General features: G+C 75.3%; 17 protein-coding genes. 9 read left to right on the forward strand and 8 right to left on the reverse strand.

Annotated features, from left to right (window positions below; all coding sequences use genetic code 11):
• The 4 genes from NT8_RS16355 to NT8_RS16370 all read left to right on the forward strand — a co-directional run.
• Positions 1–2,133 (forward strand): YfjP family GTPase (locus NT8_RS16355; protein WP_067970283.1); only part of this gene is annotated, 2,133 nt, incomplete at its 5' end.
• 393 nt (positions 2,134–2,526) lie between these two features.
• Positions 2,527–3,906, forward strand: a complete 1,380-nt coding sequence (locus NT8_RS16360) for a sensor domain-containing diguanylate cyclase (protein ID WP_067970286.1) — start codon at positions 2,527–2,529, stop codon at positions 3,904–3,906.
• A 65-nt stretch (positions 3,907–3,971) separates the two neighbouring features.
• On the forward strand, positions 3,972–6,758 hold the full coding sequence (ettA, locus tag NT8_RS31580; protein WP_084469005.1) for an energy-dependent translational throttle protein EttA: 2,787 nt from the start codon (positions 3,972–3,974) through the stop codon (positions 6,756–6,758).
• Between the two features lie 98 nt (positions 6,759–6,856).
• Positions 6,857–7,360, forward strand: a complete 504-nt coding sequence (locus tag NT8_RS16370; RefSeq protein WP_174549580.1) for a globin — start codon at positions 6,857–6,859, stop codon at positions 7,358–7,360.
• Positions 7,361–7,503: 143 nt separating this feature from the next.
• On the opposite strand, the gene NT8_RS16375 is transcribed toward NT8_RS16370, so the two are convergent.
• Complete coding sequence (locus NT8_RS16375; RefSeq protein WP_084469006.1) at positions 7,504–8,967, reverse strand: MFS transporter; 1,464 nt, start codon at positions 8,965–8,967, stop codon at positions 7,504–7,506.
• A gap of 194 nt (positions 8,968–9,161) precedes the next feature.
• On the opposite strand from NT8_RS16375, the gene NT8_RS16380 reads away from it, so the two are divergent.
• A complete protein-coding gene (locus tag NT8_RS16380) occupies positions 9,162–9,659 on the forward strand; it encodes a VOC family protein (RefSeq protein WP_067970293.1) in 498 nt (165 codons plus the stop codon).
• 243 nt (positions 9,660–9,902) lie between these two features.
• On the opposite strand, the gene NT8_RS16385 is transcribed toward NT8_RS16380, so the two are convergent.
• The 4 genes from NT8_RS16385 to NT8_RS16400 all read right to left on the reverse strand — a co-directional run bounded on the left by NT8_RS16385 (position 9,903) and on the right by NT8_RS16400 (position 15,574).
• On the reverse strand, positions 9,903–10,238 hold the full coding sequence (locus tag NT8_RS16385) for a hypothetical protein (RefSeq protein ID WP_067970296.1): 336 nt from the start codon (positions 10,236–10,238) through the stop codon (positions 9,903–9,905).
• A gap of 89 nt (positions 10,239–10,327) precedes the next feature.
• Positions 10,328–10,993 carry an RDD family protein gene (locus NT8_RS29390; RefSeq protein ID WP_157515854.1) on the reverse strand — a complete coding sequence of 222 codons (666 nt, stop codon included), beginning with the start codon at positions 10,991–10,993 and terminating at the stop codon, positions 10,328–10,330.
• 1,702 nt (positions 10,994–12,695) lie between these two features.
• Entirely contained in the window at positions 12,696–13,175 is a 480-nt protein-coding gene (locus NT8_RS16395) for an acyl-CoA thioesterase (protein ID WP_084469011.1), read from the reverse strand.
• A 308-nt stretch (positions 13,176–13,483) separates the two neighbouring features.
• Complete coding sequence (locus NT8_RS16400) at positions 13,484–15,574, reverse strand: prolyl oligopeptidase family serine peptidase (RefSeq protein ID WP_067970302.1); 2,091 nt, start codon at positions 15,572–15,574, stop codon at positions 13,484–13,486.
• 311 nt (positions 15,575–15,885) lie between these two features.
• Between NT8_RS16400 and NT8_RS16405 the strand changes: the two genes are divergently transcribed.
• Together NT8_RS16405 and NT8_RS16410 are read left to right on the forward strand one after the other, a co-directional pair.
• Positions 15,886–16,386, forward strand: a complete 501-nt coding sequence (locus NT8_RS16405; RefSeq protein ID WP_067970306.1) for an HNH endonuclease — start codon at positions 15,886–15,888, stop codon at positions 16,384–16,386.
• A gap of 65 nt (positions 16,387–16,451) precedes the next feature.
• Positions 16,452–16,649: an FmdB family zinc ribbon protein gene (locus NT8_RS16410; RefSeq protein WP_067970309.1), complete on the forward strand. Its 198-nt coding sequence runs from the start codon at positions 16,452–16,454 to the stop codon at positions 16,647–16,649.
• Positions 16,650–16,658: 9 nt separating this feature from the next.
• Here the strand turns inward: NT8_RS16410 and ilvD are convergent, their stop codons facing one another.
• Together ilvD and NT8_RS16420 are read right to left on the reverse strand one after the other, a co-directional pair.
• A complete protein-coding gene (gene ilvD / locus NT8_RS16415; RefSeq protein ID WP_084469007.1) occupies positions 16,659–18,521 on the reverse strand; it encodes a dihydroxy-acid dehydratase in 1,863 nt (620 codons plus the stop codon).
• Between the two features lie 145 nt (positions 18,522–18,666).
• Positions 18,667–19,458 carry a nuclease-related domain-containing protein gene (locus NT8_RS16420; RefSeq protein ID WP_067970312.1) on the reverse strand — a complete coding sequence of 264 codons (792 nt, stop codon included), beginning with the start codon at positions 19,456–19,458 and terminating at the stop codon, positions 18,667–18,669.
• A 166-nt stretch (positions 19,459–19,624) separates the two neighbouring features.
• On the opposite strand from NT8_RS16420, the gene NT8_RS16425 reads away from it, so the two are divergent.
• Entirely contained in the window at positions 19,625–21,058 is a 1,434-nt protein-coding gene (locus NT8_RS16425) for an amidase (protein ID WP_067970313.1), read from the forward strand.
• On the opposite strand, the gene NT8_RS28720 is transcribed toward NT8_RS16425, so the two are convergent.
• Positions 20,940–22,220: an MFS transporter gene (locus NT8_RS28720; RefSeq protein WP_157515855.1), complete on the reverse strand. Its 1,281-nt coding sequence runs from the start codon at positions 22,218–22,220 to the stop codon at positions 20,940–20,942. The genes NT8_RS16425 and NT8_RS28720 overlap by 119 nt on opposite strands.
• Before the next feature lie 83 nt (positions 22,221–22,303).
• On the opposite strand from NT8_RS28720, the gene malQ reads away from it, so the two are divergent.
• Positions 22,304–24,421: a 4-alpha-glucanotransferase gene (gene malQ / locus NT8_RS16430; RefSeq protein WP_084469009.1), complete on the forward strand. Its 2,118-nt coding sequence runs from the start codon at positions 22,304–22,306 to the stop codon at positions 24,419–24,421.
• Positions 24,422–24,428 lie beyond the last annotated feature (7 nt).

Consider the following 24,428-nt stretch of genomic DNA (forward strand, 5'->3'; position numbering starts at 1 on the left):
CCCGCCCGCCCCGCCTCCCACGGCCGGCACGCGGCCCCGCGCCGCGCGGCCGCGCTCCCGGCGCGCCGCCCGGGCGAGCCCGACGAGGACGACGAACTCGCCGCGTGGGTCGGCAGCCTGGCCGACGCCGAGGAGACCGCGATGATCGCGGGCCGGCGCACCGGCCCCCTGCCGATCGTCACCGAGCCCGGCGCCGCCGACGGTGCCGAGGACGACCCCGAGGACCGTGCCGAGGACCGCGCGGACGACCGCCCGGTCGGCGCCGACCCCGCGCCCGTCCACGCCGAGGACGGCGGCGGCACAGCGGAGCGCGGCGCACCCGCCCCCGCTCCGGCCGCCCCTGCGACGGACCCCGCCGGTCCCGCCGCCGCTGCGGACGCGGCGGACGCGCCCGAGGCCCCCGGCGGCGACGCGTCCCGCCACGAGGCCGAGCCCGACGACGCCCCCGTGCCGTCCGCCGTCGACACGGTCGACGACGAGGACGACGAGTACCGGCCGATCACCCGCGAGTTCTGGCAGCCGATGCCGGCGATCAGCCGCGAGCAGCTGATCGCCCGGCTCGACGGCCTGGCCACGGTGGTGTCCCTGGGCCGCGACGACTTCGACCCCGAGGACATCTCCCGCGCCCGCCACCTGCTCGACCACGCGGGCGCCCGGCTCCGGCTGTCCGGCGAGCACACCGTGGTCGCCCTCGCGGGCGGCACCGGCAGCGGCAAGTCCTCCCTGTTCAACGCCTTGTGCGGGCTCGACTTCTCCCGGGTCGGCATCACCCGCCCCACCACCTCGGCGGCGCACGCCTGCGTGTGGGGCAACGAGGGCGCCGAGGGCCTGCTCGGCTGGCTCGGCGTCCCCCGGCGCAACCGGCACTCCCGCACCAGCGAACTCGACAAGGGCGGCAGCGAGCTGTCCGGGCTGATCCTGCTGGACCTGCCCGACCACGACTCCGTCCGGGCCGTGCACACCGCCGAGGCCGACCGCATGATCGGCTCCGCCGACCTGCTCGTGTGGGTGCTCGACCCGCAGAAGTACGCCGACGCCGCCGTCCACCACCGCTACCTCGCCGAGATGTCGGGGTACGGGGCGGTCACCGTGGCCGTGCTCAACCAGGTCGACCGGGTCGAACCCGAGGAGCTGGAGGAGCTGCTCACCGACCTGCGCCGGCTGCTGGAGACCGAGTCCGGCGTGCAGCCGCGGGTGCTCACCACCTCGGCGCTCACCGGCCGCGGCATCCGCGACCTGCGCGAGCTGCTGGTCGAGACCGTCACCGAGCGGCGGGCGATGATCGACCGGCTGGTGGCCGACCTCGGGCGCGTGGTCGGCTCCTTCGAGCGCTACCACGGCGACGACGGCGCCGAGATCGCCGTCCCCGCCGACGTGCGCCAGCGCCTGGTCGCCGACTTCCTGGAGGCCGGCGGGGCGTCCGCCATCGCCGACAGCGCCGAGACCGCCTACGAGCAGCGGGGCAGCCGACGGGTGGGGTGGCCGCTCGCCCGCTGGGCCGGCAGGCTCCGCCGCGACCCGCTGCGCGCGGCCCGGCTCGACTTCCTGCGCGGCGGCGGAGCCGGGGTCACCGGCCCCGTCGAGGCCCAGCGCGCCGAGGTCGAGAAGGCGGCCGCCGAGGTCGCCGAGCACGTGTCGGGATCGCTGCCCGCCCCGTGGCCGCGCCGCGTGCGGGCGGCGGCCCGCGCCGGCACCGCCGACCTGCCCACCGACATCGGTGCGGCGATCGCCGGGACCGTGCCCGATCCTGATGACACCCCCGGCTGGTGGCGGACGGTGGGCGCGGTGCAGCACGTGCTCGTGGTGCTGGGCGTGGCCGGGCTCGCCTGGTTCGGCACGATCCTGACCAGCTGGCTGATGGGCGGGGCCACCGGGGTCGCCGCGCTGGACGACCCGGTGTTCCTGGCCCTGGCCGGCGCCGTGGTGGCCGCCGCGCCCGTGGTGGGCTGGCTCACCGGGGTGGGCTGCCGGAACCTGGTGTCGGTGGCGGCGGCGCAGCGGCGCGAACGCGTGGAGCTGGACAGCGCGGAGAAGGTGCGCGCCCTCGCCGAGGAGCGGGTGCTGGCGCCCGTCGAGCGGGAGCTGCGGCGCTACCACGAGTACAGCGAGGCCTTGGCGGCGGCCAAGGGCTAGCGGGGCCCGCGGGAGCGGGTCGGGCGGAGGGATCGGGCGGCGGGCGGAACGCGTTTGGGGCGCCCGCCCGCCGTCGTCCGCGGACTCCGGCCGCGGTGCGCCCGGAAGCGGCGCTCACGCGCGGACCCGGCGGACCGGACCTAGACCCACTGCACACCAGAGGACACGATGGTCCCTCCCCCTCCGTGGACGACAGTTGTGCTCACCGCCCGTCCCCGGCCGTCTCACCCCCCGGTCCCGCAGGTCGCGGGCGGCCGGACCGGGCCACAGCACTCCCCAATGTAACGGTTCACTCTCACCCTTGTACAATCAGCGACTAAAGTATCACCGACTGTAGTTCAAAGTCGGGGCTCCGGGTGCGGACTTGCCGCGGCCGGTGGGCGAGGGGGGCACGTGGCGGTAGCGGAGCGGACCGGGCCGGGGCCCTGGGGCCTGAGCGTCGCCGGTGTGCGCGAGTGGCCGGTCTTCGCGCTGCCGCGCCCTCTGGGGTGCTTCATGGCGCTGGTCCTCACCGCCCCGATCGCGCTCGGCGCCGTGTCGCTGCCCTTCACCCCGCTGCGGCCGTACGAGTTCGCCGTGTTCGCCGCCCTGGTGGCCTGTGCCGCCGTCTCGGTCGAGGCCATGCGCCGGCTGGGCACGCCCGCCGGGCTCACCCGCGACCTGCTGGGGGCGTGGTGGTTCCCCACCCTCCTGCTCCTGCCGCCGGTCTACTCGCTGTTCATCCCCATCCCGATCTACCTGCTGCTGCAGTACCGCATCCGGCGCACGGTGGTCCACCGGCGGGTGTTCAACGCGGCGTCGGTCGCGCTGTCCGGGTTCGCCTGCTCGCAGCTGTACCACGCGGTGCTCGCGGGCGGGCTCTCCGGGGCGGCGGGGATGCCCTCCGCCGTGGCCGAACGCGCCCTGGTCACCGCGCCCGGCGCGTTCCTCGCCCTGCTGTGCTGCGCCCTGTTCACCGTCGTCAACACCGGTGTGGTCGCCATCGCGGTGCGGCTCAGCGCGTCGGAGCCCACGTGGAAGCGCATCATGCTCGACCGCGAGGCCGTCACCGTCGACATGGCCGAACTGTGCGTGGGGCTGTGCATCGCCATCCTCACCGGGGTGTCGGTGGCGCTGCTGCTCATCACCCTCCCGCCGGTGCTGCTGCTCCAGCGCAGCCTGCTCTTCCAGCAGTTGCAGACCGCGGCCCGCACCGACCCCAAGACCGGCCTGCTCAACGCGGCGGCCTGGGAGTCCGCGGCGGGCGCCGAACTCGCCCGGGCCCGGCAGGGGCGCGGGCCCGCCGCCGTGCTCATCATCGACATCGACCACTTCAAGGGCGTCAACGACACCCACGGCCACCTGTTCGGCGACCACGTGCTGCTCGGGGTGGCCACGACGCTCACCCACCAGCTCCGCCAGTCCGACGTCATCGGGCGGTTCGGCGGCGAGGAGTTCGTGGCGCTGCTGCCGGGGGCCGACATGGCCGAGGCGTGCCGCGCCGCCGAGCGCCTGCGCATGCGCGTCGGCCGCATGGTGCTGCGGGCGGGCGACACCGCCGTCACCATCACCGTGTCCATCGGGGTGGCCGTCTCGGGCGTGCACGGCGACGACCTCGTCGACCTCCTCGCGGCGGCCGACCTCGCCCTCTACCGCGCCAAGGGTGCCGGGCGCAACCGGGTCTGCCTGCCCGTCACCCGGGCGGCCCTGCGCCCGAGGGGCGCCGAACCCGAGCCCCCCGGCCGCCTCGCCGACGGCGGCATCGGCGAGCGCGCCGCCCCCGCCCACGACTGATCCGGTTGTCCACAGGCGCCGGATCCGGCTTGCCGCGACCGGTCACGATCACCCAACGTGTTCGTATGGACACCTTCGGTTCCCCGGCCCCGGACCCCGCCCCGCCCTCCGCCGTCCTGCCCCGGCTGAGCCTGCGCACCCCCGCCGACCTCCTCGCGGCCGTGCCCTTCCTCCTCGGCCACCACCCCGCCGACCAGCTCGTGGTCCTGGGCCTGCACGGCCCCTCCCGCCGCGTGCACGTCCTGCTGCGGCGCGACCTCGGTCCGCCACCCGATCCCGAGGCCGCCGCCCGGGCGGCCGCCCACCTGCGCGGCGAGGGCTGCGCGGCCATGCTCGTGGTGGGCTACGGCCCCGCGCCGGCGGTCACCCCCGCCGTCGACACGCTGCGCGCCGCGGGCCGGGCCGAGGGTGTCCCGGTCGCCGAGGCGCTGCGCGTCACCGACGGCCGCTACTGGTCCTACCTGTGCGGGGCGGCCGACTGCTGCCCGGCCGAGGGGACGCCCGTGCGGGCCGGCGCGTCGCCGGTCGCCGCGGCGGCGGTCGCCCACGGGCTCAGCGCGTGGCCCGACCGCGCGCGGGTCCGGGCGTTCGTCGACGACCCCCACCCGGTGCTGCGCTCCCGGGTCGGCCGCGCCGCCCCCCGGGCCGAACTCCGCGGCCGGCTGCTGCGGGCCCGCACCCGCACGGCGGGCGACCCCTACGGCCCCGCCTTCCGGGCCGAGGGGGTGAGGGTGGTCGGCGCGGCCGCCGACGCGGCGGCGCGCGGCCGGCTGCCCGACGACCCCGGGCACATCGCGTGGCTCGCCGTGCTCCTGGGGTGCGTCCGGGTCCGCGACGAGGCGTGGGCCCGCATCGGCGCCCGGACCGCGCCCGCCCACATCGCGCTGTGGCGGCACGTCCTGCGGTGCGTGGGCCCCGCGTACGCGGCGGCGCCGGGGTCGCTGCTGGCGGTGGCGGCGTGGGCGGTCGGCGACCTCGCCCTGGCCGAGGCGGCGCTCGACCGGGTCGAGCGCGACGCGCCCGGCTACTCCATGGCGGGGCTGGTGCGCCGCGCGGTGCGCTGCGGACTGTCGTGGGAGCCGTTCCCGCGCCACCGGCTCGCCCCGGTCGGGCCGGCGGCGGATCGGGCCGGCGCCGCACCCGGGTACCGGCCCGGGCACCGGCCCCGACGCCCTAGGCTGGAAGGCATGCCGGAGTATATCTACAGCTTGCGAAACGTGCGTAAGGCGCACGGTGACAAGGTCGTGCTGGACAACGTCTCGGGCCAGTTCCTGCCCGGGGCGAAGATCGGTGTCGTCGGGCCGAACGGCGCGGGTAAGTCCACGCTGTTGAAGCTCATGGCCGGCACCGAGCAGCCGTCCAACGGAGAGGCCCGGCTCATGCCCGGGTTCACGGTCGGCCTGCTCTCCCAGGAGCCGCGGCTCGACCCCGACAAGACCGTCCTGCAGAACGTCGAGGACGGGGTGGCCGAGACCAAGGCGATGCTCGACCGCTTCAACGAGATCGCCGAGAAGATGGCCACCGACTACTCCGACGAGCTGCTGGAGGAGATGGGCAAGCTCCAGGAGCAGCTCGACCACCGCAACGCCTGGGACCTCGACAGCCAGCTCGCCCAGGCCATGGACGCCTTGCGCTGCCCCCCGCCGGACTCCGACGTGTCCGTGCTCTCCGGTGGCGAGAAGCGCCGCGTGGCGCTGTGCAAGCTCCTGCTGGAGCAGCCCGACCTGCTGCTGCTCGACGAGCCCACCAACCACCTCGACGCCGAGAGCGTGCAGTGGCTGGAGCAGCACCTCGAGAACTACCCCGGCACGATCATCGCGATCACCCACGACCGGTACTTCCTCGACAACGTCGCCACGTGGATCCTGGAGCTCGACCGGGGCAAGCTGTACCCCTACGAGGGCAACTACACCACCTACCTCGACACCAAGGCGTCCCGGCTGAAGGTCGAGGGGCAGAAGGACGCCAAGCGGCGCAAGCGGCTCCAGGACGAACTCGAATGGGTCCGCTCCAACGCCAAGGCGCGCCAGACCAAGAGCCGTGCCCGCCTCCAGCGCTACGAGGAGATGGCGGCCGAGGCCGACAAGACCCGCAAGCTCGACTTCGAGGAGATCCAGATCCCGCCGGGCCCGCGTCTGGGCACCAGCGTGGTCGAGGTCAAGAACCTGTCCAAGGGGTTCGACGACCGCCTCCTCATCGAGAACCTGAGCTTCCAGCTGCCGCCCAACGGCATCGTCGGTGTCATCGGCCCCAACGGCGTCGGCAAGACCACGCTGTTCAAGATGATCGTCGGTGAGGAGAAGCCCGACTCCGGCTCCATCGCGGTGGGCGACACCGTGAAGATCTCCTACGTCGACCAGTACCGCGGCCGCATCGACGACAAGAAGAACGTCTGGGAGGCCATCTCCGACGGCGAGACCTTCATCCGGGTCGGCAACGTCGAGATCCCCAGCCGCGCCTACGTCGCCGCGTTCGGGTTCAAGGGCTCCGACCAGCAGAAGTCGGCGGGCGTCCTGTCGGGCGGCGAGCGCAACCGGGTCAACCTCGCGCTCACCCTCAAGCAGGGCGGCAACCTGCTGCTGCTCGACGAGCCCACCAACGACCTCGACGTCGACACCCTCGGCTCGCTGGAGAACGCGCTGCTGGACTTCCCCGGCTGCGCCGTGATCACCAGCCACGACCGGTGGTTCCTGGACCGGGTCGCCACGCACATCCTCGCGTGGGAGGGCGGCGCCAACTGGTTCTGGTTCGAGGGCAACTTCGCCTCGTACGAGAAGAACAAGATCGAGCGGCTGGGCGCCGAGGCCGCGCGCCCGCACGCGGTCACCCACCGCAAGCTCACCCGCGACTGACCCCGTCCGCCGGGGGCGCACCGCGCCCCCGGCGGCGGCGGGCCCCGCCGGGGCGGGCTTTCCCGCGCGGCGGTCACCACATAGGCTGGCAGGCGATCATGAGTGAACCGCGCGAAGACCCCGTGACGTTCTACGACGCCGTCGGCGGCGAGGACACGTTCGTCCGCCTCGTCCGCCGCTTCTACGAGGGCGTCGCCGCCGATCCCGTCCTGCGCCCCATGTACCCCGAAGAGGACCTCGGCCCCGCCGAGGAGCGCCTGCGCCTGTTCCTCATCCAGTACTGGGGCGGCCCCCGCACCTACAGCGATCGGCGCGGCCACCCCCGGCTGCGCATGCGCCACGTCCCGTTCCGCGTCGGCGCCCGCGAGCGCGACCACTGGCTGGCGCACATGCGCGCCGCCGTCGACGACCTCGAACTCCCCGCCGAGTTCGAGCGCCGGCTGTGGGAGTACATGGTCTACGCGGCGCACAGCATGGTGAACGTCGCCGAGGACGCCCCCGAACCCGCCGTGGCCGACCCCACCTCCATCACCGTCGCCACGGGCGACACCGCGTCCGGCGACGACGGTGACGACCCGCCCATCACCATCTCGTTGAAGTAGCCGCCGGCGGCCGGTCGCGCGCGGCGCCACCACGAGCCGGCCGGCGCCCGTGTGGTCGAAGCGCGGCGGTCAGGCGTGCGGTTCCGTCATGAGCGGATCGGCCAGGAGCAGGTCGACGCACGTGCGGGCGGCGAGCGCGGTGGTCAGGCGCGCGCGGTGCCGCCCGGGGCCCGCCGGGGCACCGCGGCGACCGCCGCCGCGCAGAACACCGCCGCCACGCCGTACACCGCGCCGAGCCCCTGCCAGTGGATCACCCCGGCCATGAGCACGGGGGTGAGCGTGGTGCTGACCGCCTGGAGCGAGTTCTGGGCCGCCATGGCCCGCCCCGCCCAGGCCAGGCCGGCGGTCTCGGCCACCGCCGTGAACGTCAGCCCGTTGTGGCTCATCGACAGCACCAGGCAGGCCAGCAGCAGCGGCACGGCGGCCCCGGGAAGGACCGCGGGCGCGGCCGCCAGGAGCAGCAGCGCTCCACCCGACACGGCCGCGATCACCCGCACGGGCCCCAGCCTGCTCCCCACCCGGTCCGACCACACGCCCGCGAGCAGCCGGCTCAGCGCACCGGGCACCTGGGTGGCGGCGATCGCCGCCCCCGCGGCGGACGCCGTCCACCCGTGCTCCTGCACGAGGTACACCAGCGCGTAGGTCATGACCGCGAACTGCGGCACCCCCAGCAGCATGCTGATGGCGTGTACCCGCCAGATGGCCCCGTGCCGGTAGGGCGACCCGCCCCGCACCGGCGCCGTGATCCCACCGCTGTCACCACCGGCCACGGGAGCGGTGTCCCCAGAACCGCCGCGCGCGGGCGCGGCACGCCCGGGAGCCCCGGTGTCGTCGGGGTCGGCATCGCCGAGGGGCCGTCCGGAGGAGGCGGTGCCTTCCGGCTCGACGTCCCGGTCCACCCCGGGGCGGTCGGCGTCCGCTCCACCCGTGCTCTCGGGGGCGGTCGCCGTCCGCAGGTCCGCGTGCGCCGGCTCCCCGCCGCCCGCGGCCGGTCCGGTCCCCGATGCGGCGCCGTCGGTCTCGACCGTACGGGGGTGCCGGGCGGTCCGGCCGGGTGAGGCGATGAGCAGCACCAACGGGGTGGTCACCACCGCGAGTAGGGCGGGGACCAGCATGGCGCCCGCGAACCCCCACTGCCCGGCGGCCACGGGCAGGATCGCCGCGGACGCCCCCACGCCGAGCGGTTGCGCCGCCTGCCGGATGCCCATGGCCAGGCCGCGTTCGCGGGCGTGGAAGCGGTCGAGCACCAGCCGGCCGCTGGCCGCGTTCACCGGCCCGCCCGCCGCCCCGACGAGCGCCAGCACGGTGGCTGCGCCGGTGGCCGAGTCGACCGTGCCCAGCAGGGCGAGGAACCCGGCGGTCAGCACCAGGCTCAGCGCCATGGTGAACCGCTCGCCCCAGCGGTCGATGACGACGCCCCAGACGAGCAGTGTCAGCAGCAGCCCGAGGCTCGGCAGTCCGGCGAGGGTCCCCGCCTGCGCGACGTTCAGTCCGTAGGTGTCCTGGAGTTCGGGGAGGACGAAGGCGACACCGAACAACGCGGCCACACTGGCGATCTGCGCGACGATCGCGATAGACAGGATGATCCAACGATTCCGCACGCCCATCGCCTTAGGCTAACGACCGCCCACCCCGCCGGTCCGCCCCGGACCCCCGATGGAGCCGAGACGCTCAGGACCCAGACCCAGCGGGTTCGCCCGTTGGGGCCTTTCGGTCGGTGCCATCGAGGACCGCGACCGACCTAGATGAGGGTTAGCGTCGCCACCGCATTGAGGAGATCGCACCCCCAGGAGGCAGTCAGATGTCCGTCAAACCGGTTCCCCAGGGCTACAGCACCGTGACGCCATGGATCATCTCGCGCGACACGGTGCGGCTCATCGACTACCTGAAGAGGGCCTTCGGCGCGGAGGAGCTCGCCTGCCTCGCGGGCGAGGACGGGGCCGTCGAGCACGCCGAGGTACGGATCGGCGACTCCGTGGTGATGATGTTCGACGCGCGGCCGGAGTGGCCGGCGACCCCCGGCTTCCTCCGCCTCTACGTCGAGGACGCCGATGCCGTGCACCGCCGGGCCGTTGCGGCCGGCGGCACCTCGGTCACCGAGGTCACCCACCTGTTCTTCGGAGACCGGGTCGGGCGGGTACGCGACCCGCTGGGCAACCTGTACTGGATCCAGACCCGCGTGGAGGACCTGAGCCCGCAGGAGATGGAAAGCCGCCTCGGCGACCCGGAGTTCACCAAGGCCATGGCGTACGTCCAGAGCGCCGACTTCTTCCCCGGCCGGGAGCCCGGCCTCGGCTGACGTCCGGCGGCGAGAGGGGGTCCGGATCGTTCGGTCGCGCACGAGAAGCCGGGCACCCCGCCGACCGCAGGAGAGGCGGAGGCGGGGGACACGGACCGAGTCCATCCCCCGCTCGCCCGTCGCCGGCTCCGTGCGGCCCGACCACGGCAGGCGTCCACCGGGTGCGGCCGCCGCCATCCGGATCCCCGGACTCGGGGCCGGGCGCCGGTGGCCGGGCCCCGCGTCGATGCGGGGCATGGGGAGTCAGGGCGTCCCGGCCTCCTCGTCTCCGTCCCGCGCGGCGGTCCGGCAGCGCGCCACCTGGTCGGCCACCCCTGTCATGAACCAGCGCATGATCGGGTACGGGACGGCGTGCTCGTCGTGGCCGTGGACGTGGACGGTCGGCTCCCGGCGCGGGTCCTCGTCGGGCACGTAGGCCACCAGGAACGCGGGCCCGGGCAGGAGGGTTCCGGCGCCGGGCCGCCCTTCGGGCACGGGTGCGGCCTCGCTCAGCTCCACGGCCCAGGCGTCGTCGGGCAGGGCGTAGTGGAACCGCACGGCGTAGTGGCGGCCCCCGTGCTCACGGATATCGGCGGGCATAGGCCGATCGTGCCACGGGCGGACGGGCGGGCAGGCACGGCCGCCGCCCGCCCGGAGGGCGCCGTGGCCGCCGGCCGCGACGGTGGGCGTCAGCGGTCGGTGATCACCAGCGTGCGGGCGATCTTGTCGTTCAGCGACTGCCGGTACGGGCGGTCCCACAGGGGCCAGAGGCCGTTGATCACCGGGAAGATCCACAGGTAGCCGCCGATGACGGGCAGCCAGCCCAACCCGTTCGGCCCCCACCACACGAACGCGCGCACGAAGGAGGTCTTTCCGGGCAGCCCCGGACCGGCCGAGCCCGGGGACTCGACGGGGACCACCCGCAGCCCGAGCGCCATCTTGCCGACGGTGCGGCCCCACCGGCTCAGCATCCACGCCTCGTACGCGACGAGGAGCGCCAGCAGGAGCAGGCCGCTGATCACGTCGGCCGCGAAGCTCTCACCGGGGCGGTCGCCATAGGGCGACGCGGCACCGACCGAACGGGGGCCGAGCAGGGCAACCGTCAGCAGCACCTCCACGAAGAGCAGCACGATCGCCGGGATGAGCACCACGAACCCGTCGATGATCCGGGCGAGCAGCCGCTGCCACCACTCGGCCAGCCGGATGCCGCCCGGCCCGTAGGCCGCCGCGTTCGGGTCGATCCCGTAGGGGTCGGGCGGCTGCGCCGCGCCCTCGGGGGAGCCGTACGGCTGGTGGGAGCCGGGGACCCCGGCGGCGCTGCCCGCCGGGGCGCCCGCCGCGCCGCCCGGTGGCACCCCGGGGCCGGGGGCCGCGGCGCCGCCCGGGCTGCCGGGGTCGCCGGGCCCGGCGGGGCCGCGCGGTCCGGTCGGTTCCGTGGGGCCGTCGGCCGGGTACCAGGGCCCGCCCGCAGCGGGGGAGGGGCCGCCCTCCGGGGCCGCCCCCGCGCCATGTGCGCCGGGCTCCTGCGGGGCGCTCGGCTCGCCGTAGACCGGCCCGGCGCCGGGCGACTCGAACGGCGTGCGCGGGTCCCGCGCGTCCGGGGGCTCCTCCGGCTCCGGACGCGCGTGCGCCCCCCGAGGCCTCGGCCGTTCGGCCCCACGACCGGCCGCGTCTCCCTGCGGGAGCCCCGCGTCGTCCGGCGGACCGGCCGTGTCGCCTTGCGGGAGCCCGGTGTCGTCCGGCCGACCGGCCGCGTCACCCCGCGGAAGCCCCGCGTCGTCCGGGGAGGCCGGGTCCGGTCCGGGGGCCTGCGGCCGCTCCGGTCCGCCGTACGGGTCCGCAGCCGCGTCGTCGGGCGGCCCGGCGGGGCCGCCCGACGCGTTCGGGTCCGCCGGCTGCTGCGGATCGGGCCGTCCGCCGCGCGGTTCCTCGGGCGGCGGTCCGGACGGTGGCTGGGTCATAACGTGGCCCTCCCGGTTCGGATGTACGAGGTGGCGCCTATCCGCCGCGCCCCGCCGCAAACGACCGGTGACGCACGAAACCCCAGCTCAGGGCACACGTGGAGCGGAAAACCGCCACGTTCTCCGCATTCCTCCTGCGGAGGCGAGCCCATCCGCGATGAAGATCCGCCGGGCAGGCAGGCGCCACGGGACCGGCGCGGTGTCCGTCGCGCTCGTCCTGCGGTCGGCTCTGCGGTGGCGAGGGTGCGTACGACGTCGTCATGCTCGATGCCGACTCCGACTCCGACTCCGGCTCCGACTGCGCCGTCGCGCCGGCTGGCCGGGTCCGACGTCGCCGAGGGGATACCGTCGGCGCCCACTCGGCGTGCCTGCGGTCCGCGGCCCCCGGACCCGGACCCGACGACGTGGACCGCCTGCCGTCCGCCCCCGGTGGTGGCGCGAGGGGGCCGATCCGGGACGTGGCCGTGCGCTCGCTCATCACCTCAGGGCGCTCGCCCCGGGGGCGGGTGGGGCTTCGCTTCGCCCCCGCCACCACGCCGCCCGAGCGGGTCGGCGGCGTCCGGGCCAGGGCGGCCGCTACCCCTCCCTCCCGGGGGGGACCGGGCGCCGCGTTCCCGCGTGTGTGGGCGTCGGCGCGCCGGGGAGTCCGATGGGCGGGAGCACACCGCGTCCGCCGCCCCGGCGGGTCCCCGTCGACGGGAGACCGGACGTCCGACCTCCATGACGTCCGCGAGGAGATCGCCCTCGCCCATCCGGTGGACCACCTCCCCGAGAGGGTCGCGGCCGCGCTCAGGGACATGGGGTGGCGCCGTGTCGAGCGCGAGGGGGCCGTCGTGCGCGCGCGGCGCGGATCGCCGGTGCTGTTCCGGCTCCTCGGGGTGTTCATCCTGGGGCGGCGGACGCTTCCGGTGGAACTCCGCGTCGTCGGACGCCCCGACGGGCGCTCACCCCTGGTCGGGCACGGATCGCCCCGGGGAGGTACACGTACACGTCGATCATCGCCTCCGCGACGCGGGCCGTGGAGGCACACCGGCGCGCGGTGGTCGGTGAACCGGCGCGCGGGTGTCCTTGCGGCGGCGCGTGGGCGTGCCCGTGGTCAGGCGTCGGGGGTGAGGTGGGTGTGGAGGTAGGCGCGCTCCGGGTCGGTGAGGCGGCGGACGCCCTGGGTCTCCAGGTCGAAGCCGACGAGGATGGAGCGCGCCCGCACGTAGACGCGGTCGTCGTCGCGGATCTCGTAGGCGAGCGAGAAGCTGGCGTTGCGCACCTCGGTCACGCGGGTCTCGACCCGCACCGGCTCGCGGCGGAGCAGCAGCGGGTGCACGTAGTCGACCTCGTGCCGCGCCACGACCAGGCCGCCGAACAGCCGCCCGTCGCCGTCGGCGGCGTCCCACTGCAGGAACGAGATGCGCGCGTCCTCCAGGTAGGTGAGCATCCGCACGTTGTTCACGTGGTTCAGCGGGTCGAGGTCGGCGAACCGGATGTGCGCCAGGTGCACGTGCGGCGCCCCGGGCGCGTCCGCCCCGCCACGGGTCCGTTCCGTCGCCGTCTCCACCACCGTGCTCAACTCCCTGTTCATCGACGCCATCGGGACCCGACGATTCTCCCAGGCGGTGGTCCGCCCCGTGCGGCCCCCCTCGCCCCGGCCCCGCCGGACGGCGCCGGTACCGGCGCCCCTGCCCCTGGTACCCCGGCGATCCGCGCTGATGCGTGTTCGGCGCCTGCCACCGGCCGGTACGCACGTGGCGGCGGTGGCACGCGCGCCGACATGGCTGCCCGACCGGGCCGTTCGACCGGCCCGACCGGTCCGCCGGCAGCGCGCCCGCGCGGCGGTCCGGGCCGAGCCGTGCCGGCCCCGGCGCCGCCACCGCAGCGGGGCGCTCCGAGTCAGGCGGGCGCCGTCATCCCCGTGTACTTCGCCAGGAAGGCGAGCTGGTCCGCGCTGAGGCGGACGCCCCGGCTGACCGAGCGCGAGCTGTGGCCGACCTCGGCCTCGCGGCGGAGCAGGATCGGCCGCTCCTCCGGGGAGGCGCCCGTGGCGTGCTGCAGGGCCGCGCAGAGCTTGCGGGCGTGCAGCGGGTCGACGCGCGTGTCGTTGTCGAAGACGGTGAACAGGGTGGCCGGGTACCGTTCGCCCGCACGCACGTTGTGGTACGGCGAATACGCCAGCAGCCACTCCAGCGCCTCGGGGTCGTCGGCGCTGCCGTACTCGACGCTCCACAGCCGCCCCAGCCCGAACCGCTCGTAGCGCACCATGTCCAGCAGTGGCGCCGAGCACACCGCCGCGGCGAACAGGTCCGGCCGCTGCGTCACGGCCGCGCCGACGAGCAGCCCCCCGTTGCTGCCGCCCATGGCCGCGAGCCGGTCCGGTGCGGTCACCCCGGTCGCGATGAGGTGCTCGGCCGCACCGGCGAAGTCGTCGAACACGTTCTGCTTGGCGCCGAGCATGCCCGCCCGGTGCCACTCCTCGCCCTCCTCCAGCCCGCCGCGGAGGTTGGCGACGGCGTACACGCCGCCCGCCCGCACCCACGAGAGGACGGCGGCGGAGTACCCGGGCGTCATGGAGATGGAGAAGCCGCCGTAGCCGTACAGGATGGTCGGGCGGGGCCCGTCCGCGTCGGGCGGCGACACCACCAGCATGCGCACCGGGGTGCCGTCGCGGGACGTGGCCACGACCTGCTCGGTGCGGACGTCCGGCACCTCCGGCCGGCCCGGCGCCGACGCCCACAGCTCCGTCGCGCCGGTGCGGCCGTCGTACCGGTACACCTGGTGCGGGGTGGTGGTGTCGGTGTAGCCGAACCACACCTCGTGCCCGCCCTCGGGCCGCTCGATCGGCGTGCCGATGGTGCCCAGCCCCGGCAGGTCGACGGCTCCCCGCCGCTCGCCGGTGGCCGCGTCGTGCACGGTCATCTCGCTGATGGCGTGCCGCCGCCGCACCGCGAGCAGCAGCGGCGCGTCCAGCCCGCGGTCGAGCAGGGCGTGGCCCTCGAAGACCGCGTCGGGGTCCTCGGGGACCAGGGTCCGCCACGCGGCGTACTCCGGGTGCTCGGGGTCGGCGACGCAGAGCCGCCCGCGCGGCGCGTCGCGGTCGGTCTCCAGGTAGAGGCGGCCGTCGCGGCCCACGTACGCGGAGACCTCGGCGTCGACGCCCTCCTGCACGGTGCGGAAGGCGGGCGCCTCGGGGCCGGTGCGGGAGAGGTCGGCGATCCACACGTCGTTGCGGGAGGCCGTGCCCTTGGTGGCGTCGAGCACCAGCCACCGGCCGTCGCGGCTGACCGACACCCCGTAGTACTCGGTCTTGTCGCGGCCCTCACCGAAGATGAGGACGTCCTCGTCGGTCGGGGTGCCGACGCGGTGCAGGTAGACCCGCCGGTGGTACTGCTCCTCGCCCTCGGGGACGGCGCCGGGCGGCAGCCGCCGGACGTAGTAGAACGCCTCGCCGCCGGGCAGCCAGGCGATGGGGGAGTACCGGCACCGGTCGATCGGGCCGTCGACGATCGTGCCGGTGTCGATGTCCATGACGCGCAGCAGCGACTCCTCGTCGCCGCCCTCGGAGACCTGGTAGGCGAGGAGGCGGCCCTCCCGGTCGGGGCGCCACGCGTCCAGGGTGGTCGCCCCGGACGGGTCCAGGGCGACGGGGTCGACCAGCGCCCGCTCGGGCACGCCGGGCTCGGCCAGGTACAGGACGCCGTGCTCCTGCTCGGCGGTGCGCCGCACGACCAGGTGCCGGTCGCCCCGCCACAGCGGGACCCCCACCTGGCCGGCGCCCATCAGCGCGGTGATCTGCTCGGCGAACCGGTCGCGGCCGGGCAGCTCCGCGGCCGCCGCGGCGAACAGCGCGTCCTGCGCCGCCGACCACTCCTTGGTCCGGGCGGACCCGGCGTCCTCCAGCCAGCGGTAGGGGTCGGGGACCTCGTGGCCGTGCAGGGTGTCGACGACGTCCTGGCGTTCGGCGGCAGGGTAGCGGCGTTCCGGCATGGGGGAACTCTATAACCCCGGTCCGTTCCGGCCCCCGGCCTCCCCGCCGGGGACACGCGCGGGGAATTGGGGTGGCGGCGGACCTGCCTCACCACGCAAACTGAATGCGGGACGCAACTCGGCGGGAACCACCCACGGGAGGTCCGTGTGGCAACGCGAACAGAACCGGCGCTGCGGCCGGTCACCAAGGAGGCTCCCCGGCCGGCCGTTCGGCCGACCGGGGAGCGAACACGGCCGGTCGGTGCGACGGTCTTGGAGACGCCATGAACTCCGGGCGCAGTGCGGAGGGCGGAACAGCGATCCACCGCCACGTGCTGCTGCTCAACGCCAGCTACGAACCGTTGACCACCCTTCCGCTGCGCAGGGCGATCCTGCTGGTGTTGCGCGAGAAGGCCGAGGTGGTGCACGGCGACGCGGCGGGCGCCGTGCTGCACTCGGCCACCACCGCGCTGTCGGTGCCGTCGGTGATCCGGCTCCGGCGCTACATCCGGGTGCCCTACCGGCGGCGGGTGCCGCTCACCAGGGTCGCCCTGATGCGGCGCGACGCCCACCGCTGCGCCTACTGCGGCAAGCGGGCCGAGACCATCGACCACGTCATCCCGCGCAGCCGCGGCGGGGCGCACGTGTGGGAGAACGTCGTGGCCTCGTGCAAGCCGTGCAACCACCGCAAGGCGGATCGGCTGCTCGACGAACTGGGGTGGGAGCTCAACGTCACCCCGACCGTGCCGCGCGGGCTGCACTGGCGGCTGATCAACGGCGATCAGCACGGTGACCCCCAGTGGGCTCCGTACATGACCAGGGCGGCCGCCTGACCGCACCGTCGACGCCCGGGAGCGGGCCCACGTCCCACCCGCTCCCGGGCGTCTATGCTGTCGCCATGCCTCGCTACGACTACCGCTGCCGGTCCTGCGGCGCCACGTTCGAACTGTCCCGGCCCATGGCCGAGTCGGCCGACCCCGCGCAGTGCCCCGAGGGCCACACCGACACCGTCAAGCTGCTGTCGGCCGTGGCGGTGGGCGGCACCGCCGCCGCACCGCCCCAGGGCGGGTGCTGCGGCGGCGGGTGCTGCGGCTGACCCGGCGGGCTACTCCACCTGGCTGACGTCGCGGGCCGCGCCGGTGGACGCCGACGTCGCCATGGCGGCGTAGGCGCGCAGCGCCGGGCTCACCTGGCGCTGCCGGTCGCGGGGTCGGAACCGGCCGCCCAGCTCGGCGAGCAGCCGGGTGCGGCGGGCCTCCAGCACGGCCGGCTCGACCACCAGGTTCAGCGAGCGGTTGGGGATGTCGATGGCGATGGTGTCGCCGTCCTCGACCAGCGCGATGTCGCCGCCCGCCGCGGCCTCCGGCGAGGCGTGGCCGATCGACAGGCCCGAGGTGCCGCCGGAGAACCGGCCGTCGGTGATGAGCGCGCACGCCTTGCCCAGCCCGCGGCCCTTGAGGAAGCTCGTCGGGTAGAGCATCTCCTGCATGCCCGGGCCGCCCTTGGGGCCCTCGTAGCGGATGACCACGACGTCACCGGGGACGATCTTCTTGCCGAGGATGCCCTCGACCGCGTCCTCCTGGCTCTCGAACACCTTCGCGGGGCCGGTGAAGGTCCACAGCTCCTCCTCGACCCCGGCCGTCTTCACGATGGCGCCGTCGGGGGCGAGGTTGCCGAACAGGACGGCCAGGCCGCCGTCGGCGGTGTAGGCGTGCTCGACGCTGCGGACGCACCCGGCGGCGCGGTCGGTGTCGAGGGTGTCCCAGCGGGTGTCCTGGGAGTAGGCGCGGGTGGTGCGCACCCCGCCGGGGGCCGCGTGGAACAGTTCGACGGCGTCGGGGGCGGCGGTGGGCGACATGATGTCCCAGACGGCGAGGTACTCGCCGAGGGTGGAGCCGTGCACGGTGGGCAGCGAGGTGTCGACCAGGCCGGCGCGGGCGAGTTCGCCGAGGATGGCGGGGATGCCGCCGGCGCGGTGGACGTCCTCGACGTGGTACTTGTCGGTGTTCGGCGCGACCTTGCACAGGCACGGCACCCGGCGCGACACCTCGTCGATCTCGGGCAGGCCGAACTTCACGCCGGCCTCGGTGGCCGCCGCCAGCAGGTGCAGGATGGTGTTGGTCGACCCGCCCATGGCGACGTCGAGCGCCATGGCGTTGGCGAAGGCGGCGGGGGTGGCGATCGACAGCGGCAGCACCGAGTCGTCGTCGTCCCCGTAGTAGCGGTTGGCGGCCTCGACCACGAGCCGGCCGGCGTCCTCGTAGAGCCGGCGGCGGGCGACGTGGGTGGCCAGGACGGTGCCGTTGCCGGGCAGCGCCAGCCCGATGGCCTCGGTCAGGCAGTTCATCGAGTTGGCGGTGAACATGCCGGAGCAGGAGCCGCAGGTGGGGCAGGCGGCCTCCTCCATCTCGTCGAGCTGGGCCTGCGAGACGCTCTCGTCGGCGGCCGCGACCATGGAGTCGATCAGGTCGAGCTTGCGCACCGTGGTTGCGGTGCCGTTGACCACGGTGACCTTGCCGGCCTCCATGGGGCCGCCCGACACGAACACGGTGGGGATGTTCAGCCGCATGGCGGCCAGCAGCATGCCCGGGGTGATCTTGTCGCAGTTGGAGATGCACACCAGCGCGTCGGCGCAGTGGGCGTTGACCATGTACTCGACGGCGTCGGCGATGAGCTCGCGGCTGGGCAGCGAGTACAGCATGCCCCCGTGGCCCATGGCGATGCCGTCGTCGACCGCGATGGTGTTGAACTCGCGGGGCACCCCGCCGGCCTCGCGCACCGCGTCGGCGACCACGTCGGCGACCTCGCGGAGGTGCACGTGGCCCGGCACGAACTGGGTGAAGCTGTTGGCCACGGCGACGATCGGCTTGCCGAAGTCTTCGCGTTCCACGCCGGACGCGCGCATGAGGGCGCGCGCACCGGCCATGTTCCTGCCGTGGGTGACCGTGCGAGAGCGGAGCGCGGGCATGGGGTGTACTCCCATCGACGCCGGAGGCGTGTCGAACAGTGCTTCTGCATCGATGGTAGACCCCGTGGCGAGCGGATCGTGTCTCGCGGGGGAAGATCGGATGTCCAGTATTCGAGATGGCGGGCCGGAGTGCGGGCGGACCGGTTCAGTAGCGGGGCGGCAGCACCTTCGCCGCCGCGTTGTAGATGGCCTCGATCTCCTCTTCGCTGAGCCGGTCCTTGCCGGTGCGCAGCCACTTGCGCACCTTGGTGCCCGTGATGATGTCGACGCCGCGCAGGTTGTGGCTGTCCCACGGCATGCCCGGGCCGTAGATGGCCAGCGACGCGCGGACGCGGATCTCGCGGCCGAGCTCCTCGCTGATCAGCCGCTGGGCCGTGCGGGCCTCCTCCAGCGCCTCGTCGATGCGCTCGTTCTTGGAGAACCGCCCGTGGTAGAGCTTCTCGAGCTTGTTGCGCAGGGGCAGGCGCTTGTCCCACGCCTCGGAGTCGATGGCGAACGCGCCGCGCCGCCCCACGATGAAGTGGTCGATCTGCCCGTTGCCGCCCGGGATGCCGCGCGCGTGCAGCACGCGGTAGCCCAGCCGCTTCATGACCTTGAGCTGGGCCTCGGTGCGGCGCTGCGCCGCCGAGGGCCGCCGCCAGCGCGGGACCTCCGACTGCCGCCGGGACGCGTGCACGGTGAACGCGACGACCGTGCCCAGGCCGAACGTGACGCCGATGCGCACATCGGCGGTGAGCAGACCGGCCGCGAGGCCGACCGCCGCCGCGACGGCGCATCTGAGCGCCCAGCGCCGCGTGCTGCCCGAGGTGAGCAGCGCGCCGTAGGTCCGGGCCGCGCCGCCGGACTTCGCGCCCGACTTCTTGGCGCGGGTGACGAAGAAGGACGGGTGCGCGGTCCCCTTGTTCCGGTCGCCGGTGACGTTGGTTGCCGAATCCACGCTGCCGAGCGTAACCACATCGCGAGGCGTGACACAGTCCGGCCAATCTCACACTTTCCTACCCCCGCGCGGTGGCCAATGTGACGTGTTCGGACAAGCACGACGGGGAATGATTGTCCTTCCCGGCGCTTCTCTAGAGAACCGGCGGGCGGCTAGCCTCTCCGCCATGACGGAGATCCACGACCTGACCGCGAACGCCCTGGTGAGCGCCGTCCGGCGGCGCGAACTCTCGCCGGTCGAGATCGCCGACCACGCCCTGGCGCGTATCGACGGCCCGGCCGCCCGACTCGGCGCCTTTGTAACGGTCACCGCTGAAATGGCACTCGAACAGGCCCGGATCGCGGAGAAGCGCGTGCTGGCCGACACGCCGGAGGACCTGCCCCCGCTCATCGGCGTCCCCGTTCCCGTCAAGGACCTCGACCCCGTCGCGGGCGTCCGGCACACCGCCGGCTCCGCCGCCTTCGCCGACCGCGTCGCCGGCGCCGACTCCGGGGTGGTCGCCCTCCTGCGGGCCGCCGGCGCCCTCCTGCCCGGCACGACCACCACCTCCGAGTTCGGGTCCACCTGCGACACCGACAATGGCGTGGCCCCGCCCGCGCGCTCCCCGTGGGACCCGTCCGCCGCCGCGGGCGGCTCCAGCGGGGGAGCGGCGGCCGCCGTCGCCGCCGGACTCGCGCCGGTGGCGCACGGCAGCGACGGCGGGGGCTCGATCCGCATCCCCGCCGCCGTGTGCGGGGTGGTCGGCCTCAAACCCGCGCGCGGCCGGGTCTCCGCGGGGCCGCACCGCCCCGACCACTTCGGCCTGGCCTCGGCCGGCCCGATCGCCCGCACCGTCGCCGACGCCGCCCTGCTGCTCGACGCCATCAGCGGCCCCCGCCCCGGCGACCGCCACGCCGTCCCGCCGCCCCCCGGCGGCCGCACCTTCCTCGACCACGCCCGCCGCGAGCCCGGCCGGCTGCGCGTCGCCCGCTACGCCGCCTCCCCGATCCCCGGCGCCGACGTGCACCCCGACGCCATGGCGGCCTACACCGCCGCGTCCGACCTGCTCGCCGCGCTCGGCCACGACGTGGAGGACGTCGACCCGCCGGTCGACGCCGCGTTCGCCGACCACTTCGCCCTGGTGTGGGCGGCCATGGCGGTCGCCGTTCCCGTCCCGCCCCGCGACGAGCACCGGCTGCTGCCCATCAACCGGTGGCTGCGCGAACGCGCCCGCGCCTCCTCCATCGCGGACTACCTCGACGCCACCGGGCGCCTCCAGGCGGCGGCCCGGGTGGCCCTGACCCGGCTGGAGCCCTACGACGCCGTGCTCACCCCGGCGCTCGCGGGCACGCCGGTGCCGGTCGGCCACTTCGCGGGCGACCCGGCGGCCGCCTTCGACCGGATGAACCGGTTCACCCCGTTCACCGCGCTGGCCAACGTGACCGGCCAGCCCTCGATCAGCCTCCCGCTGCACTGGACCGACCGGGGCCGGCCCGTCGGCGTCATGCTGACGGGGCGTCCGGCGGGCGAGGCGGACCTGCTGTCCCTGTCGGCGCAGATCGAGGCGGCCCGTCCGTGGGCGCACCGGCGGCCGCCGGAGGTGCGGGGATCAGCAGGCTGACCGCCGCCGCGGCCAGCGTGAACGCCGCGGCCCCGGCCACCCCCGCGGAGATCCCGCCCAGGTCGACCAGCCACCCGGTCACCGGTGAGGCCACCGAGATGCCGCCGGTGATCCCGGTGGCCATCCACCCGTACGCCTCGCCGCGGCGGTGGGGCGGCGCGACCTCGCCCAGCCGCTCGGTGACGGCGGCGATCGTCGGCGCGATGGCCAACCCGGCGACGAACAGCACGGGCGCGACCAGCCAGGGCGTGGGCGGGTGCAGCACGGGCGGCACCAGCACGATCAGCGGCACGATGCCCAGCGCGGCGCCGAACGACCGCAGCGACAGCCGGGGCGCGCCGCCCCGCGCGCCCGCCAGCAGGCCGCCGACCCCCGACCCCGCCGCGTAGACCGCCATGAGCCCTCCGGCCAGACCGGGTGACCCGATCTCGCGCGACCACGCCACCATCACCAGGTCGACCCCGCCGAGCCCGGCGACGGTCAGCGCGCACATCACGATGATCAGCGCGATGCGCCGATCGGCGAGCAGGGACCGGCGCGGCCCCACCGGGACGGACGCCTCCGGCGCCGGGGGCCGCGCGTACCCGGCCGAGCGCAGCGCCCACGCGAATCCCAAGGTCGCGGCGCAGGCGACGACCGCCAGCGCCGCCACCCCCGCCCGGCCGCCCCACAGGCCCACGATCGCCGCCGCCAGCAGCGGGCCGACGATGAACAGCAGCTCCTGGAGCGTGGCCTCGGCGGCGAACATGGTCTGCCGGGTGGGCCCGGAGGTGATGCGCGGCCACAGCGAGCGGGCGATCTGCGCCGACGGCGGCTGGAACAGCCCCGTGACCAGCGCGATCGGCAGCGCCGCCCACCACAGCGAGGCGGGCAGCAGCGCCAGGCCGGCCAGCCCGGCGCCGTAGGCCACCGCGGAGCCCGCCAGGATGCGGTCGTTGGGCCGCACGTCGGCCATGCGTCCCCGGACCGGGCCGCCCACCGCCGTGCCCACCGTGAGCGCCCCCGCCACCAGCCCCGCCAGCGCGTAGGAGCCGGTCCAGCCGGCGACGAGGAACGTCACCGCGATCGGCAGGCCGCCGATGTGCAGCCGGGCGAGCAGCGACCAGGTGAGCAGAGCGGGAACGTGCGGGACCGCGAAGAGGCGCCGGTAGGAGTGGAACACCGCTGCGATTATGCCCCACGCTCACGACACCGCCGCATGGCATTCCTCCGACGCGGACCGCCCGTAGGGCATCATCGGTTTCTGTGAGTGATGCGCATCTGGCCCGGCTGGCCGAGGAGTACGGCGTCGCGACGACCTACGAGGACTGGCGCGGGCGCCGTGAGCGCGTCTCCGTCGACACCCTGCGGCACGTCCTGGCCGCGCTCGGCCTCGACGCCGCCCGACCCCGGGAGGCGCTGGCCGAGCACTGGGCGAAGCAGGCCACGCGGCTGCTGCCGCCCGCCGTGGTCACCCGCGCCGGGCGCGCGCCGCAGGTGCCCCTCCCCGACTCCGCCCGCGCCTGGGTGGAGCTGGCCGACGGCCAATGGGCCGAACCCGGCCCCGGGCTGCCCCTGGGCGTCCACGCGCTGCTGGTGGAGCACGGCTCGGTCCGCCAGCGCGCCCCGCTGATGGTGGTCCCCGACCGGCTCGACCCCGCCGCCGCGCTCGGCGATCGGCGGATGTGGGGGTTGATGGCCCAGCTCTACTCCGTGCGCTCCCGCGCGTCCTGGGGCATGGGCGACCTGCGCGACCTGGCCGAACTCGCCGACTGGAGCGCGCGCGACCTCGGCGCGGCCTTCACCCTGATCAACCCCCTGCACGCCACCGAGCCCGTGCCGCCGCTGGAACCCTCCCCCTACCTGCCGGTCAGCCGCCGCTACGCCAGCCCGCTCTACATCCGCATCGAGGACATCCCCGAGTACGCCGGCCTGGAACCCGCGCAGCGCGAAGCCGTCCAGCGCCTCGCCCGCCCGCTGCGCGAACGCGGCCGCACCGCCGACCTCCTCGACCGCGACGCCGTGTGGGAGGCCAAGCGCGCCGCCCTGCTCATGCTGTTCCAGGTGCCGCGCGCCCCCGCCCGCGAGGCCGCCTACCAGGCGTTCCTGGAGCGCGAGGGCGCGGCCCTGGTCGAGTTCGCCACCTGGGCGCATCTCGCCGAGGACCACGGCACCGACTACCGCGGCTGGCCGCCGGACCTGCGCGACGTCGCCGCCCACACGGTCGCCGCCGAGGCGCTCCGCCGCTGGCCGGGCGTGGAGTTCCACCGCTGGCTGCAGTGGGTGGTCGACGACCAGCTCGCCGCCGCCCAGGCCGGGGCGCGCAGCGCGGGCATGCCCCTGGGCATCGTGCACGACCTCGCCATCGGCGTGCAGCCCGGCGGCGCCGACGCCTGGATGTACCACGACGCGCTGGCCACCGGCATCAGCGTGGGCGCCCCGCCCGACGCGTTCAACCAGCAGGGCCAGGACTGGGCGCAGCCGCCCTGGCACCCCGTCCGGCTCGCCGAGCAGGGCTACGGCCCGCTGCGCGAGATCCTCCGCCAGTCCGTCCGGCACTCCGGGGGCGTGCGCATCGACCACGTCATGGGCCTGTTCCGGCTGTGGTGGGTGCCCGAGGGCGCGACCGCCGACCAGGGCACCTACGTGCGCTACGACCACGAGGGCATGGTCGGCGCCGTCGCGCTGGCCGCCCACGAGTTCGGCGCGGCCGTGATCGGTGAGGACCTCGGCACCGTCGAACCGTGGGTCCGCGACCACCTCACCGAGCGCGGCATCCTCGGCACCTCGGTGCTGTGGTTCGAGCGCGACGGCGACGGCGCCCCGCGCCGCCCCGAGGACTGGCGCATCGGCTGCCTGGCCACCGTCGCCACCCACGACCTGCCGCCGGTGGCGTCCTACCTGTCGGCCGAGCACGTGGAACTGCGCGACCGGCTGGGCCTGCTGACCCGCCCCGTCGCCGAGGAGCGGGCCGACGCCGAGGCGCAGGTCGCCGCCTGGTGCGCGGCGCTGGTCGACCTCGGCCTGCTCGACCCCGGGACCGACCCGGTGTCCGACCCCGCGCGCGTGGTCGAGGCCCTGCACGCCTACCTGGCGCGCACGCCCTCGCGGCTCGTCGGGGTCGCGCTGACCGACGTGGTGGGCGACCGGCGCATGCAGAACCAGCCCGGCACCAGCGACGAGTACCCCAACTGGCGCATCCCGCTGGCCAGCGCCGAGGGCGAACCGGTGCTGCTGGACGAGCTGATGGCCGACCCGCGCCTCAACGAGGCGGCCCGCCGCGTGCTGCGGCCCGTCCTCGGGATCGACCCCGCCGCGGCCCCGGCGCCGCCCGGCCCGGCCGCCCCGCTGGCGGGCGCCCCGCCGCTCGACCCCTGGACGTGAGCGGCCC

This window comes from Nocardiopsis trehalosi NBRC 14201, from assembly GCF_001552555.1.
In the GTDB taxonomy this organism is placed as follows: domain Bacteria; phylum Actinomycetota; class Actinomycetes; order Streptosporangiales; family Streptosporangiaceae; genus Nocardiopsis_B; species Nocardiopsis_B trehalosi.